Genomic DNA, 13,210 nt, shown 5'->3' on the forward strand with positions numbered 1-13,210 from the left:
GCCTCGGGCAGCGCGCCGTGCAACTCGACGCTGCCGGCATGCACGACCAGCGTGCCGGCGGCCATGTCGCCCAGGCGCTTGAAATCGGGCCGCCACAGCATCGCGAGCACGCCGAAGCCGTACAGCAGCGGCATGAAATCGGCCGCGCGCAGCAGGTTGCGGATGATCGACGCGGCCGGCGTCACCGGCAGGCCGGAGTCCATCACCACCCGCAGCCCCAGCATGCGCTTGCCGGGCGTGGCACCGGCCAGCGCCAGCTCGAACGCCACCGGATAGAACCATTCGAGCAGGAAGTACACCATCAGCTGCAGCCCGGCGCCCATGCCGCCGCCCAGGCCCAGCAGCGCCGACAGCATCAGGAACATCACGGCGCGGATGCCGAAGTCGGCCGCGAACGCGAGCACGCGCGGCACCAGCCCGGCCGGTCTCAGCGACAGCGCGATGCCTTCCGGTGTCTCTGCAGTGGTCAGCGTATCCAGGGACACGGAAGCGTTCGGTGGTGAGGTCGCAGATTCTAGGGTGCAGAATCGACGTTCCGTTGTCGGAGCCCCCCAAGCCATGAACGCACCCATCCCCGCCCACCTGCTGCCGCAGCTCGATCCGCGGCCGGTTCCCGCCGAGATGGTCGATGCGCTGCGGGCCCGCTTCGGCGAGCGCTGCTCCACCGCGCTCGCGGTGCGCGAGCAGCACGGCCGCGACGAATCGCCGTTCGACGTGCCGCCGCCCGAGGTGGTCGTGTACTGCGAGAGCACCGACGACGTCGCCGAGGTGGTGAAGCTGGCCGACCGCTACGCCGTGCCGGTGATCCCGTACGGCGCCGGCTCGTCGCTCGAAGGCCACCTGCTCGCGGTGCAGGGCGGCGTCAGCATCGACCTGACGCGCATGAACCGCATCGTGTCGGTGCGCCCCGAAGACCTCACCGTCACCGTGCAGGCCGGCGTCACCCGCATGCAGCTGAACACCGAGATCCGCCACGCGGGCCTGTTCTTCCCGATCGATCCCGGCGCCGATGCCACGCTCGGCGGCATGAGCGCCACCCGCGCGAGCGGCACCAACGCCGTGCGCTACGGCACGATGCGCGACAACGTGCTGGCGCTCACCGTCGTCACGCCGCAGGGCGAGGTGATCCACACCGGCACGCGGGCGCGCAAGTCGTCGGCCGGCTACGACCTGACGCGGCTGATGGTCGGCAGCGAAGGCACGCTCGGCGTGATGACCGAGATCACGCTGAAGCTGTACCCGCTGCCCGAGGCGATCTCGGCCGCGACCTGCAGCTTCCCGAGCATCGACGCCGCGGTGCGCACCACCATCCAGCTGATCCAGATGGGCGTGCCGATCGCGCGCTGCGAGTTGCTCGATGCCAACGCGGTGCGCGCGGTGAACCGGCACGACAAGCTGACGCTGCCCGAATCGCCGCTGCTGCTGATGGAGTTCCACGGCAGCGAGGCGAGCGTGGCCGAGCAGGCCGCCACCGTGCAGGAGATCGCCAGCGAGTTCGGCGGCGAAGGCTTCCAGTGGGCGACCACGCCGGAAGAGCGCACGAAGCTGTGGACCGCCCGCCACCGCGCCTACTTCGCCGGGCTGCAGATGAAGCCGGGCAGCCGCACCGTGACCACCGACACCTGCGTGCCGATCTCGCGGCTGGCCGAGTGCATCAACGACAGCGTCGCCGAGGTCGAGGCCTCGGGGCTGATGTACTACATCGTCGGCCACGTCGGCGACGGCAACTTCCACCTCGCCTACCTGATCGACCCCGACAAGCCGGAAGAGCGCGAGACCGCCGAGCGGCTGAACCTGCAGCTGGTGCAGCGCGCGCTGCGGCTCGACGGCACCTGCACCGGCGAGCACGGCATCGGGCTGCACAAGATGGGCTTCCTGGTCAGCGAGGCGGGGGCCGGCGCGGTCGACATGATGCGCAGCGTCAAGCGTGCGCTCGACCCGAAGAACATCATGAATCCCGGCAAGATCTTTTCCCTGTGAGGCCGCGCCCATCAGCGTCTTCCTGATCCAACGCTGCGCCGCCTTCGTCGCCACGCTGCTGGCGGCCTCGGCGCTGATCTTCGCGCTGCTCACGCTGCTGCCGGGCAGCGCGGTCGATGTCCGGCTGGAGACCGGCACCACGCCGGAGGCGGCCGCCGCGCTCGCGCAACAGCTCGGGCTCGACCAGCCGGCGCTCGTGCGCTACGGCCGCTGGCTGCGCGGCCTGGCAAGCGGCGAGTTGGGCCACAGCGTCGCGTACGACGCGCCGATCGCCGAGTTGCTGGCCGAGCGGCTGCTCGTCACGCTGCCGCTCGCGCTGATCGCGATGGGGCTCACCACCGTGGCCGCGCTAGCGCTCGGCGTGTTCGCCGCATCGCGCCACCGCCGGCTCGGCGACGCCGGCGTGATGGCCGCCAGCCAGCTCGGCATGGCGGTGCCGAACTTCTGGCTCGCGATCCTGCTGATCGGGGTGTTCGCGGTGAAGCTGCAGTGGTTCCCAGCCGGTGGCTTCGCCGGCTGGGACGAGGGCCCGGCCGAAGCGCTGCGTTCGCTGCTGTTGCCGGCCGTCGCGCTGGCCGCGGTGCAGGTCGCGATCCTCGCGCGCGTGACGCGCAGCGCGGTGCTCGAGGTGATGCGCGAGGATTTCGTGCGCAGCGCCCGCGCGCAGGGCCTGGGCCGGCGCGCGGTGCTGTGGCGCCATGTGCTGCGCAACGCGCTGGTGCCGGTGTTGACGGTGATGGGGCTGCAGTTCGCAAACCTGCTGACCGGCGCGATCGTCGTCGAGAAGGTGTTCGCGCTGCCCGGGCTCGGGCTGCTGGTGTTCCAGGCGATCGCGAACCGCGACCTGGCGGTGGTGCAGAACGTGGTGATGCTGTTCGCCGCCGCGGTGATCGCGATCAACTTCGCGGTCGACCTGCTGCTGGTCGCGATCGACCCGCGGCTGAAGGCGAGCCACCGATGACGCGCCACCCGAGCTTCGTCGCCGGCTGCGTGCTGGTCGGGCTGTGGCTCGCCGCGGTGCTGCTGTCGCTCGCGTGGACGCCGTACCCACCGACCGAGATCGACATCCCGAACCGGCTGCTGCTGCCGTCGGCCGCGCACTGGCTGGGCACCGACAGCCTGGGGCGCGACATCGCATCGCTGCTGATCGTCGGCGCGCGCACCTCGCTGCTGGTGGGCGTCGCGGCGGTCGGGCTGGGCGCGTTGTCCGGCACCGCGATCGGCGTGCTCGGGGCCGCGCGGCGCGGTTGGCTCGATGCGCTGCTGATGCGCATCGCCGATTTCAGCTTCGCGTTCCCGGCGCTGCTGACCGCGCTGATGCTGGCCGCGCTGGCCGGGCCGGGGGTCGGCACCGCGGTGGCGGCCATCGCGGTCTTCAACATGGCGGTGTTCGCGCGCATCAGCCGCTCGGCGGCCGGCGCGGTGTGGTCGCGCGATTTCGTGCTGGCCGCGCGCGCCTGCGGGCGCAGCCGCTGGCAGATCACGCTCGACCACGTGCTGCCGAACATCGCCGCGCCGCTGATCGTGCAGGTGACGATCCAGTTCGCGGTCGCGATCCTGGCCGAGGCGGCGCTGAGCTACCTGGGCCTGGGCGTGCGGCCGCCGCAACCGAGCTGGGGACGGATGCTGAACGAGGCGCAGGAGATGATGTTCCAGGCGCCGCAGCTCGCGCTGTACCCGGGCATCGCGATCGCGCTCGCGGTGCTGGGGCTGAACCTGATGGGCGACGGGCTGCGCGATTTGCTGGATCCGCGGCTCGCGGGGGCGCGGCGATGAGCGGCGCGTTGCTGGAGGTGCGCGACCTGCGCGTGAGTTTGCCGTCGGCGCGCGGGCCGGTCGAGGCGGTGCGCGGGATCGACCTGGATCTCGCGCGAGGCCGCACGCTCGGCCTTATCGGCGAGAGCGGCTGCGGCAAGTCGATGACGGCGCTGGCGCTGATGGGGCTGCTGCCGGATGCGGCGCGCGTGGCCGGCAGCGTCCGCTTCGACGGGCAGGAGCTGATCGGCCTGGACGACGCGGTGATGTGCCGGCTGCGCGGCCGGCGCATCGCGATGGTGTTCCAGGAGCCGATGACGGCGCTCGATCCGCTGCAGCCGTTGTGGCGCACCGTGTCGGAGCCGCTGCGCGTGCACCGTGGTCTGGATGCGCGCAGCGCGCGCGCCGAGGCGCTGCGGCTGCTTGACCGCGTGCAGTTGCCACAGGCGGCGCAGCGGCTCGATGCGCGGCCGCACCAGCTGTCGGGCGGGCAGCGCCAGCGGGTGATGATCGCGACGGCGCTGGCCTGCGGGCCCGAGCTGCTGATCGCCGACGAGCCGACGACTGCCCTCGACGCGACGCTGCAGCGCGAAATCCTCACGCTGATCGGCACGCTGGTCGCCGACAGCGGCATGGCGCTGCTGCTGATCTCGCACGACCTCGACCTGATGGCGCGCAGCGTCGAGCGCGTGATGGTGATGTACGGCGGGACGGTCGTGGAGAACGGCCCCGGCGCGCAGGTGCTGGCCGCGCCGGCGCATCCGTACACGCGCGGGCTGGTCGGCGCGCGGCCTCGGCTGGGGGCGCCGCGCGGCATGCGGCTCGCGACGATCCCGGGCCGCGTGCCGGCGCTCGGCGAATGGCCGGCGGGCTGCCCGTTCGCGGACCGCTGCGGATGGGTGATCGAGGCCTGCCGGACGGGCATGCCGGCGCCCGTCGAAGTGGCACCCGATCACACCGCGCGCTGCATCCGCCTCGACGCCGTCAGCGATACCCCATCGACTGCGGCAGCCACAGCACGATCTGCGGGAACAGCGTCATCGCCAGCAGCAGCAACAGCAGCATCACGATGAACAGCCAGCCCTCGCGCAGCATGTCCTTGATCGGAATCCCGGTCAGCGCGTTCGTCACGAACAGCAGCATCCCGAACGGCGGGTGGATCAGCCCGATCATCATGTTCAGCACGATCACGACGCCGAAGTGCACCAGGTCGATCCCCAGCGCCTTCACCATCGGCAGCAGGATCGGCACGAACACCAGCAGCAGCACCGAGATGTCCATGAAGCAGCCGAGCACCAGGAACAGCAGGTTCACCAGCAGCAGGAACGAGGTGCGCCCCAGATCGAAGCCCGCCATCCAGGCCGCCAGCGACTGCGGCACGCCCTCGGCGGTGAACGCGTAGTTCATCATGAAGGCGCCGGCCAGGATCATCGTGATCACCGCGCTCGAGCGCGTCGACTCCATCACCACGCCCCACAGCACCCGCCAGCTGAGCGCCCGGTAGACGACACCGGCCAGCAGCAGCGCATGCAGCGCCGCCACCGCGGCCGCCTCGGTCGGCGTGAAGATGCCGGTGTAGATGCCGGTCAGCAGCAGCACCGGCAGCGACAACGGCAACGCGCCGCGCCACACGATCAGCGGCCACTCGCGCAGCGGCACCTTGTCTTCGCGCGGCATGTTGCGCCGCGTCGCGATGAAATGCACCACGCCCATCATCAGCAGCGCCATCAGCACGCCGGGCACCACGCCGCCGAGGAACAGCGCACCGACCGAGCTGCCCGACACCAGCGCATAGATCACCATCGGGATCGACGGCGGGATGATCGGCCCGAGCGTCGCGCTCGCCACCACCACCGCGCCAGCGAAACCGGGCGTGTACTCCGGCTTCTTCAGCATCTGGCGGATCGTCACCAGCCCCGGCCCGGCCGCATCTGCGATCGCGCTGCCGCTCATGCCCGAGAACACCACGCTGACCAGGATGTCGACCTGCGCCAGCCCGCCGCGCAGCCGCCCGACCAGGATGCGGCAGAAGTCGAAGATGCGCTCGCTGATGGTGCCGGCGTTCATCAGGTTGGCGGCGAAGATGAACAGCGGCACCGCCAGCAGCACGTAGCTGTTGTACAGCCCGTTCAGCACCTGCTCGGCGGCCAGCCCGACATCCTGCCGCTTGACGATCAGGTAGGCGATGCCGCTGCCGATCATCGAGAAGCCGATCGGCGCGCGCAGCACGAAGCCCGCGACCAGCACGCCGATCAGCGCCCACAGCGCGGCGGTCATGCCTTCACCTCGCCGCTCAGCTCCTGGTCGAGCCCGCGTGCGATGCGCCACAACGTGTGCGCACTGCGCACCACCACCCCGGCCAGCATCAGCGCGAACGGCAAAAACACCGCCATGAACGACAGCCCGAGCACCGGCGTGCCCTCGCGCGCCATGAAGTGGATGTAGTCCCAGCTGGCTGGCAGCGCCCACAGCGCGAGGCCGCCGAACAGCAGCGCCGCGAGCCCGCGGAACACCCGCCGAATGCCTGCTGGCATCGCGTTGTAGACCAGGTCGAAGGCCACGTGCTCGCGCTGCGGCACGACGAACGCGGTCGACCACAGGATCACCCAGACGTACAGCACCACCGCCAGCTCGTCGGTCCACGGCAGCGGCTGGTTGAAGCCGAAGCGCGCGACGATCTGCACCAGGAACACGAGGAACAGCAACACGAAGAGCCCGCCGCCGACCGCCTCGGCGCCGCGTTTCAGCCACCGTTGCATCACGAGACCCCGTTGATGCGCTCGAGCATCCCCTTCGGCCATGACTTCGCCTGCTCCGACGCGGCATACGCCTGCTGCACCGCGCGGCGGAAGGCGGCCACGTCGGGCGTCGTCACCTGCAGGCCCTGCTGCTTGAAGAAGTCGACCAGCTGCACCTCTTCCTTGATGCGGTTCTCGTTGTTCCAGCGCGCCGCCGCCTGGGCTGCCGCCTTCAGCTTCTGCCGCTGCGCCGGGGGGGCCGCGTTCCAGGTCTTGTTGGCGACCGCGATGAACAGCCCGTCGACCAGGTGGCTGGTCAGCACCAGCTGCTTCGTCACCTCGTAGAACTTGGCCGCGCGCACGGTGGGCAGCGGGTTGTCCTGGCCGTCGATCGTGCCGGTCTTCAGGCCCAGGTAGACCTCGCCGAAGGCCAGCGGCGTCGGCGTCGCGCCCAGCGCCTGGCCGAGGAACAGCCAGTCCTTCGAGCCCGGCATGCGCAGCTTCACGCCCTTCAGGTCGGCCGGCACCACCACCTTGCGGGTGTCGCGCAGGTTCAGCTGGCGCGTGCCGAGGTAGGCGGTGGCAAGCACCGTCACGTCGAGCTGGTCGGAGACGCGCTTGAACATCTCGTCGCCGATCGGCCCGTTGAACACCTTCTGCTGGTGCTGCGGGTCGCGCAGCATGTAGCCGGCGGTGAAGATCGAGAACTCCGGCAGCAGCTTCGCGATGTCGAAGGCCGAGATCGACGCCAGCTCCAGGTTGCCGCGCGCCATCGCCGCCGGCTCGGTGCCCTGCTTGAACAGCGCCGCGTTCAGGTTGACCTGCAGCTCGAACTCGCCGGGGGCCGACTGATCGAGCGTGTCCTTGAAGACCGTCCACATCTTCGCGTGCCAGTCGTCCGGCACCGCCGGGGTCGAGACGCGCAGCAGCGTCTTGCCGGCGGCCCGCGCCGCGGGCGCGGCGAATCCGGACAACACCAGGCCGGCCGCCAGGCGGCGGCGCCGTGAATCAACAGTCATGCAGTCTCCAGCTTCCTTGTTCGGATGTTCAATCGACGTCGAGGTCCAGCGCGATCGGCTTCAGCGCATGCTGCAGCGTGTGCATCTGGTCCGGCGTCAGCGCCACCAGCGGCGCCCGCACCCGCAACCAGCCGGGCTCGCCGCTCAGGGCCGCCATGATGCCCTTCAAAGCGGGGGTCAGCGCGTAGGAACCCAGCATCGCGAGCAGCAGGCGCACCCGCGACACGTCGTGCGGGGTGTTCGGCGCATCGGGCCGGCCGGCCAGCCGCTGCACCACGTGCGGCATGAAGTTGGCCAGCCCGCTGACGGCCCCGGTGCTGCCGCGCCGCGCCAGCTCGGGCAGGTCGGGCTCGTGGCCGGCGGTCACCATCAGCGTCTCGTTGAAGGCATCGGCCAGCGCCAGCGTGTGCGCGGTGTCGCCGCTGCTGTCCTTGATGCCGACGATGGTCTGCGGGTACAGGCGCTTCAGCGTCTCGACGACCTTGCGCGACAGCCCGATGCCGCTGACCTGCGGGATGTGATAGAGGTAAAGCCGCAGCCGGTCGTCGGCCGCGCCGTCGATCACCTGGCGGTAGCAGTCGATGACGCCCTGGTCGCTCACCCCTTTCAGGAAGAACGGCGGCATCATCAGGCAGCCGTGCGCGCCGATCGCCAGCGCGTGGCGGGTCAGCGCCAGCGTGTCGGGCAATGCGGCGCAGCTGGTGGACACCAGGATCTGCGGCCCCGGCACGCCTTCGCCGACCAGCGCGTCGACCGCGTCGCGGCGCTCGGCGACCGAGAACGACGGCCCCTCGCCGGTGGTGCCGAACGGCACGACACCGCCGCAGCCCTTGGCGTGCACCAGCGAATGGGCGTGCAGCCCGAAGCGGTGCAGGTCGATGCCGAGGTCGGGCTTCAGCGGCGTCAGCAGCGCCGGCCAGATGCCGTGGAACGGGGTGGATGCGGCAGGAATCGTCATGGTCTTCTCCCGAGGATGGGAGCGGATGACGGCGCGGCCCCCCTCGCGCCTGAACCGGAAGCGGGTCGTCAGTCGGTGGCCACCACCCCTTTGCGCAGCAGCAGGTTGCCGTATTTGCGCTGCTCGCCGGTGCGCAGGATCACGAAGGCGCGCCGGGCCTGCTCGTAGAACGCGAAGCGCTCCAGCGTGGCCGGCTCGCTTTCACCGGCGGCACGCAGCAGCTTGCGGAATTCGGCCACCGGCGGCGGTACGGTGCGGGCGTCATCCACCACCTGCATCGTCCAGGCGCATTGCGGCACGAAGGTGTCGAGCGGAAACAGCGGCAGCAGCGCCGCCAGCACGGCCGGGGCATCGGCGCCGGCGATCTGCACCAGCCGCGCACCGGCCTGCTGTGCCACCTGGGCGGCGGGGAAATTCGCGTCCACAATCGCCAGATCGTCGCCGTGGCCCATGCTGGCCAGTGCGTGCAGCGCATCGGGCGTGAGCAGCGGCGATATCGTCTTGAGCATCGGGACTTCCTTCGCTTTCTTTGTGGGACAGCGGTGCCTGACACGCGAAGTGTCATGGTAAGCGCCGGCCCCGCAGTCTTCAGCGGGACAAACCCTTCTGCTCTGTCGACCCTGCCCCGTCAACCCTGCCGCGAGAGCCTTCATGAGCCTTCCCAAGCACATCCAATTCCCGCCCCTGCCCTTGCACGTGGCCGAATCGCTGCCGCACGATGCCCGGCGCGCCACGCTGCTGGGCCGCCTGTGGGTGCCCGGCGTCGGGCCGACGCTGGTCACGCTGACCGGCGACGACCTGCACGACCTGTCCACCGTGGCCGCCACCAGCAGCCAGCTGCTGGAGCTCGACGACCCGGTGTTCGCGGTGCAGTCGGCGCTGCGCGACGGCCAGGCCCCGCGCGTCGCGTCCTACGAGGCGGCGCTGGCCAACAGCGACGAATCGCTGCGCGACGGCACCCAGGCCTGGCTGATGGCACCCTGCGACCTGCAGCCGGTGAAGGCGAGCGGCGTCACCTTCATCGCGAGCCTGCTGGAGCGGGTGATCGAAGAGCAGGCGCGCGGCGATGCGTCGCGCGCCGATTCGATCCGCCGCTCGCTGACCGGCATCCTCGGCGACAACCTGGCCGGCATCGTGCCCGGCTCGCCGCAGGCGGCCCAGGTCAAGGAGGTGCTGATCGCGCAGGGCGCGTGGTCGCAGTACCTCGAGGTCGGCATCGGGCCGGACGCCGAGATATTCACGAAGGCGCCGCCGATGGCCGCGGTCGGCACCGGCGCCGATGTCGGCCTGCACCCCGGCTCGTCGTGGAACAACCCGGAGCCCGAGGTGGTGCTCGCGATCGACAGCCACGGCCGGGTGCGCGGCGCGACGCTCGGCAACGACGTGAACCTGCGCGATTTCGAAGGCCGCAGCGCGCTGCTGCTCGGCAAGGCCAAGGACAACAACGCGTCGTGCGCGATGGCGCCGTTCATCCGGCTGTTCGACGCGCACTTCGGAATCGACGACCTGCGGCGCTGCGAGATCGCGCTGCGCGTGGTGGGGCCGGACGGCTTCCGTGTCGAGGCCCGCGACACGCTCGCGAAGATCAGCCGCGACCCGCTGGACCTGGCCGCGCAGGCGATCGGCCCGCACCACCAGTACCCGGACGGGCTGATGCTGTTCCTCGGCACCATGCTCGCGCCGACGCAGGACCGCATGGGCCCGGGCCAGGGCTTCACGCACGTGGTGGGCGACGTGGTCACGGTGTCGTCGCCGGCGTTCGGTGCGCTGGTGAACCGGGTGCGCCGCTGCGACGAGATCGCGCCGTGGCGCTTCGGGCTGACCGCGCTGATGCGCAGCCTGGCGGCGCGCCAGCTGCTGACTTGAGCTCGCCGGCCGGCGAGCTGCCGCTGCTCGCGTTGGTGCAGGTGACACGGCGCTACACGCTGCCGCGCGAGCGGCTGCTGCAGCCGGCGCCGGTGGTCGACGCGTTGCGCGGCGTGAGCCTGGCGCTGCGGGCCGGGCACAACCTCGGCATCGTCGGCGAATCGGGTTCGGGCAAGTCGACACTCGCGCGCATCGCGATGGCGCTGGAGCCACCGAGCAGCGGGCAGGTGCTGTTCGACGGGCGCGACCTGAATGCGCTGGCGCCGGCCGAGCTGCGCGCGGCGCGGCGCGATTTCCAGATGGTGTTCCAGGACCCGTACAGCTCGCTGGATCCGCGCCAGCGCGTCGGCCGCATCGTCGCCGAGCCGCTGCCTGCCGGTGCGGCGGATGCGGTGGGGCGGGTGGCCGAGGCGCTGGAGGCGGTCGGGCTGCGCGCAGCCGACGCCGCGCGGCATCCGCACGAGTTCTCCGGCGGCCAGCGGCAGCGCATCGCGATCGCACGGGCGCTGGTGACGCGGCCGAAGCTGATCGTTGCCGACGAGCCGGTGAGCGCGCTCGATGTGTCGGTACAGGCGCAGGTGCTGAACCTGATGGCCGACCTGCAGCAGCGCTTCGGCATGACCTACCTGCTGATCAGCCACGACCTCGCGGTGGTCGACCACCTGTGCGAGGAGGTGCTGGTGATGCGCGGTGGCGAGGTGGTCGAACGCGGCGCGTCGGACGAGGTGTTTCGGGCGCCGCAGCATGCGTACACGCGCGCGTTGGTGTCGGCTGCGAGTACGCTGGGAGCATGAACGCCCATTCCAAGTCTGCGCCGTCTTCCTTGTCTGCAGAAGACGAGCAGGAATTGGCGGAGGCGCTGGCCGAGATCGAGCGAGGTGAGTTCGTCACGCCGGAGCAATTGAACGAACTGCTCCGCGAGTTCGATGATGTCGGGCCCCCACCCCACCGTTCGGGCTAAGCTTGTCGAAGCCCTGCCCGCCTGCAGCCGTTCGGGCTGAGCCTGTCGAAGCCTGCGGACAGCGCTTCGGCAAGCTTAGCGCGGCCCTTCGACAGGCTCAGGGCGAGCGGAATCGGGCTGCCGCTACCATCGCCCGATGAAGATCGCCGCCCTCAAGACCACCGCCACGCTGCTGCTGTGCGCCGCGACGCTCGCCACCGCGCAATCCCGCAAGGACAGCGCCGTCATCGGCATCACGCTCGAGCCGCCGGGCCTCGACCCCACCACCTCGGCGGCCGCGTCGATCGGCGAGATCGTCCACTACAACGTGCTCGAGGGCCTGACCAAGATCAACGTCGACGGCAGCGTGACGCCGCTGCTGGCCGACAGCTGGAGCATCGACCCCGACGGCCGCCTCTACACCTTCAAGCTGAAGAAGGGCGTGCGCTTCCACGACGGCGAGGCCTTCGACGCCGCCGACGTCAAGTTCAGCTTCGAGCGCGCCCGCGCCGAAGGCAGCACCAACAAGGCGAAGAAGACGGTGTTCGACAACATCACCCGCATCGAGACCCCCGATGCGCAGACGGTGGTGCTGGTGCTCGCGAAAGCCGACGGCAACCTGCTGTTCCGCCTCGGCGAGAACACTGCCGTGATCCTCGACCCGAAGAGCGCCGCCACCACCGCGACCCGGCCGGTCGGCACCGGGCCGTTCCGCTTCGAGAGCTGGTCGCGCGGCAGCGCGGTGATGTTGTCGCGCTGGGACGGCTACCGCAACGCCGCAGCCATCAAGCTGAAGAAGCTGAGCTTTCGCATCATCAACGACCCGGCCGCGCAATCGGCCGCGCTGCTGGCCGGCGACGTCGACGCGATTCCGCGCTTCCAGGCCGCGCAAAGCCTCGCGCAGTTCCAGAACGACCCGCGCTTCACGGTCGCGATCGGCGGCACCGAAGGCAAGACGATCGTCGCGATCAACAACAAGCGCAAGCCCTTCGACGACGTGCGCGTGCGCCGCGCGATCGCGATGGCGATCGACCGCAAGGCCGTGATCGCCGGCGCGATGGAAGGCCAGGGCGCGCCGATCGGCAGCCACATGGTGCCGAGCGACGCCGGCTACATCGACCTGACCGGCGTGAACCCGTACAACCCCGACAAGGCCCGCGCGCTGCTGAAGGAGGCCGGCGTCGCGACGCCGCTGAACGTGACGCTGTCGCTGCCGCCGCCGCAGTACGCGCGCAAGGGCGGCGAGATCGTCGCGGCGCAGCTCGCGAAGGTGGGCATCGTCGCGAAGATCGACAACGTCGAATGGGCGCAGTGGCTGTCCGGCCCGTTCAAGGGCAGCTTCGACCTGACGATCATCAGCCACGTCGAGCCGCTCGATTTCGCGGTGTATGCCGACCCGTCGTACTACTTCGGCTACGACAGCAAGGCCTACACCGAGATCGTCGCGAAGTACAACGCCAGCACCAACCCGAAGGAGCGGCTGAAGCTGCTCGCCGATGCGCAGCGCCGGCTGGCCGACGACGCGGTCAACGCCTGGCTGTTCCAGCTGCCGCAGTTCCTGGTCGCCAACAAGCGGCTGAAGGGCCTGTGGAGCAGCTCGCCGGTGTTCGCGAACGACATGGGCGCGGTGAGCTGGCAATGAACGCGCTCGCGCAGCTGAGTGCCGTGGAGTTGCTGACGGCCTACGCAGCGCGCACGCTGTCGCCGGTGGAGGTGACGCGCGCGGTGCTTGCCAACATCGCGGCCTGGGAGCCGCGGCTGTGCGCGACCTACGCGCTCGATGCGGCCGCGGCGCTCGCGCAGGCCGAGGCCTCGCAGGCGCGCTGGCTCGCGAACGCACCGATCGGCGCGCTCGACGGCGTGCCGGCGATGATCAAGGAGAACATCGCGACGCGCGGCACGCCGGTGCCGCTGGGCACCGCCGCCACCGAGCTGGTGCCGGCCGCGGCCGATG

Annotated in this window: 15 protein-coding genes; 9 read left to right on the plus strand and 6 right to left on the minus strand. The window is 70.5% G+C overall.

Annotated elements, in window-relative coordinates:
* Positions 1 to 485 (minus strand): RDD family protein (locus ACXJLU_RS30085; RefSeq protein WP_457337359.1); only part of this gene is annotated, 485 nt, incomplete at its 3' end.
* 73 nt (positions 486 to 558) lie between these two features.
* On the opposite strand from ACXJLU_RS30085, the gene ACXJLU_RS30090 reads away from it, so the two are divergent.
* From ACXJLU_RS30090 to ACXJLU_RS30105, 4 genes are read left to right on the plus strand one after another with little or no spacing between them, the layout of a single operon-like run.
* Positions 559 to 1,980, plus strand: a complete 1,422-nt coding sequence (locus ACXJLU_RS30090) for an FAD-binding oxidoreductase (protein WP_457337361.1) — start codon at positions 559 to 561, stop codon at positions 1,978 to 1,980.
* Positions 1,981 to 1,990: 10 nt separating this feature from the next.
* Positions 1,991 to 2,941, plus strand: a complete 951-nt coding sequence (locus tag ACXJLU_RS30095; protein WP_457337386.1) for an ABC transporter permease — start codon at positions 1,991 to 1,993, stop codon at positions 2,939 to 2,941.
* Positions 2,938 to 3,756 carry an ABC transporter permease gene (locus ACXJLU_RS30100; RefSeq protein WP_457337363.1) on the plus strand — a complete coding sequence of 273 codons (819 nt, stop codon included), beginning with the start codon at positions 2,938 to 2,940 and terminating at the stop codon, positions 3,754 to 3,756. The genes ACXJLU_RS30095 and ACXJLU_RS30100 overlap by 4 nt, the downstream gene beginning before the upstream one ends.
* A complete protein-coding gene (locus ACXJLU_RS30105) occupies positions 3,753 to 4,808 on the plus strand; it encodes an ABC transporter ATP-binding protein (protein WP_457337365.1) in 1,056 nt (351 codons plus the stop codon). Before ACXJLU_RS30100 ends, ACXJLU_RS30105 begins: the two co-directional genes overlap by 4 nt.
* Here the strand turns inward: ACXJLU_RS30105 and ACXJLU_RS30110 are convergent.
* The 5 genes from ACXJLU_RS30110 to ACXJLU_RS30130 form a co-directional block, all read right to left on the minus strand.
* The gene (locus tag ACXJLU_RS30110; protein WP_457337367.1) at positions 4,720 to 6,012 is read right to left on the minus strand and encodes a TRAP transporter large permease; all 1,293 of its coding nucleotides are present in this window, start codon (positions 6,010 to 6,012) and stop codon (positions 4,720 to 4,722) included. The two genes, ACXJLU_RS30105 and ACXJLU_RS30110, sit on opposite strands and share 89 nt — an antisense overlap.
* A complete protein-coding gene (locus ACXJLU_RS30115; protein WP_457337369.1) occupies positions 6,009 to 6,494 on the minus strand; it encodes a TRAP transporter small permease in 486 nt (161 codons plus the stop codon). The genes ACXJLU_RS30110 and ACXJLU_RS30115 overlap by 4 nt, the downstream gene beginning before the upstream one ends.
* The gene (locus tag ACXJLU_RS30120; RefSeq protein WP_457337370.1) at positions 6,494 to 7,492 is read right to left on the minus strand and encodes a sialic acid TRAP transporter substrate-binding protein SiaP; all 999 of its coding nucleotides are present in this window, start codon (positions 7,490 to 7,492) and stop codon (positions 6,494 to 6,496) included. The genes ACXJLU_RS30115 and ACXJLU_RS30120 overlap by 1 nt, the downstream gene beginning before the upstream one ends.
* A gap of 28 nt (positions 7,493 to 7,520) precedes the next feature.
* Positions 7,521 to 8,450: a dihydrodipicolinate synthase family protein gene (locus ACXJLU_RS30125; protein WP_457337372.1), complete on the minus strand. Its 930-nt coding sequence runs from the start codon at positions 8,448 to 8,450 to the stop codon at positions 7,521 to 7,523.
* A gap of 68 nt (positions 8,451 to 8,518) precedes the next feature.
* A complete protein-coding gene (locus ACXJLU_RS30130; protein WP_457337374.1) occupies positions 8,519 to 8,959 on the minus strand; it encodes an RbsD/FucU family protein in 441 nt (146 codons plus the stop codon).
* Positions 8,960 to 9,101: 142 nt separating this feature from the next.
* On the opposite strand from ACXJLU_RS30130, the gene ACXJLU_RS30135 reads away from it, so the two are divergent.
* From ACXJLU_RS30135 to ACXJLU_RS30155, 5 genes are all read left to right on the plus strand, one after another.
* The gene (locus ACXJLU_RS30135) at positions 9,102 to 10,316 is read left to right on the plus strand and encodes a fumarylacetoacetate hydrolase family protein (protein WP_457337376.1); all 1,215 of its coding nucleotides are present in this window, start codon (positions 9,102 to 9,104) and stop codon (positions 10,314 to 10,316) included.
* Positions 10,313 to 11,110, plus strand: a complete 798-nt coding sequence (locus ACXJLU_RS30140) for an ATP-binding cassette domain-containing protein (protein WP_457337378.1) — start codon at positions 10,313 to 10,315, stop codon at positions 11,108 to 11,110. Before ACXJLU_RS30135 ends, ACXJLU_RS30140 begins: the two co-directional genes overlap by 4 nt.
* The gene (locus ACXJLU_RS30145; protein ID WP_457337380.1) at positions 11,107 to 11,277 is read left to right on the plus strand and encodes a hypothetical protein; all 171 of its coding nucleotides are present in this window, start codon (positions 11,107 to 11,109) and stop codon (positions 11,275 to 11,277) included. The genes ACXJLU_RS30140 and ACXJLU_RS30145 overlap by 4 nt, the downstream gene beginning before the upstream one ends.
* A gap of 136 nt (positions 11,278 to 11,413) precedes the next feature.
* Positions 11,414 to 12,898 (plus strand): ABC transporter substrate-binding protein, encoded by a 1,485-nt coding sequence (locus tag ACXJLU_RS30150; protein WP_457337382.1) that lies wholly within the window; start codon positions 11,414 to 11,416, stop codon positions 12,896 to 12,898.
* A partial coding sequence (locus ACXJLU_RS30155; protein WP_457337384.1) for an amidase family protein occupies positions 12,895 to 13,210 on the plus strand: 316 nt, incomplete at its 3' end. The genes ACXJLU_RS30150 and ACXJLU_RS30155, both read left to right, overlap by 4 nt.

The organism is Rhizobacter sp. P5_C2 (assembly GCF_054049715.1).

Excerpts from the sequence above, each read along its gene's own strand:
- ACXJLU_RS30120 (WP_457337370.1), bottom strand. The coding sequence starts at position 7,492 with ATGACTGTTGATTCACGGCGCCGCCGCCTGGCGGCCGGCCTGGTGTTG.
- ACXJLU_RS30100 (WP_457337363.1), top strand. The coding sequence starts at position 2,938 with ATGACGCGCCACCCGAGCTTCGTCGCCGGCTGCGTGCTGGTCGGGCTG.
- ACXJLU_RS30130 (WP_457337374.1), bottom strand. The coding sequence starts at position 8,959 with ATGCTCAAGACGATATCGCCGCTGCTCACGCCCGATGCGCTGCACGCA.
- ACXJLU_RS30145 (WP_457337380.1), top strand. The coding sequence starts at position 11,107 with ATGAACGCCCATTCCAAGTCTGCGCCGTCTTCCTTGTCTGCAGAAGAC.
- ACXJLU_RS30150 (WP_457337382.1), top strand. The coding sequence starts at position 11,414 with ATGAAGATCGCCGCCCTCAAGACCACCGCCACGCTGCTGCTGTGCGCC.
- ACXJLU_RS30105 (WP_457337365.1), top strand. The coding sequence starts at position 3,753 with ATGAGCGGCGCGTTGCTGGAGGTGCGCGACCTGCGCGTGAGTTTGCCG.
- ACXJLU_RS30135 (WP_457337376.1), top strand. The coding sequence starts at position 9,102 with ATGAGCCTTCCCAAGCACATCCAATTCCCGCCCCTGCCCTTGCACGTG.
- ACXJLU_RS30090 (WP_457337361.1), top strand. The coding sequence starts at position 559 with ATGAACGCACCCATCCCCGCCCACCTGCTGCCGCAGCTCGATCCGCGG.
- ACXJLU_RS30125 (WP_457337372.1), bottom strand. The coding sequence starts at position 8,450 with ATGACGATTCCTGCCGCATCCACCCCGTTCCACGGCATCTGGCCGGCG.
- ACXJLU_RS30115 (WP_457337369.1), bottom strand. The coding sequence starts at position 6,494 with ATGCAACGGTGGCTGAAACGCGGCGCCGAGGCGGTCGGCGGCGGGCTC.
- ACXJLU_RS30110 (WP_457337367.1), bottom strand. The coding sequence starts at position 6,012 with ATGACCGCCGCGCTGTGGGCGCTGATCGGCGTGCTGGTCGCGGGCTTC.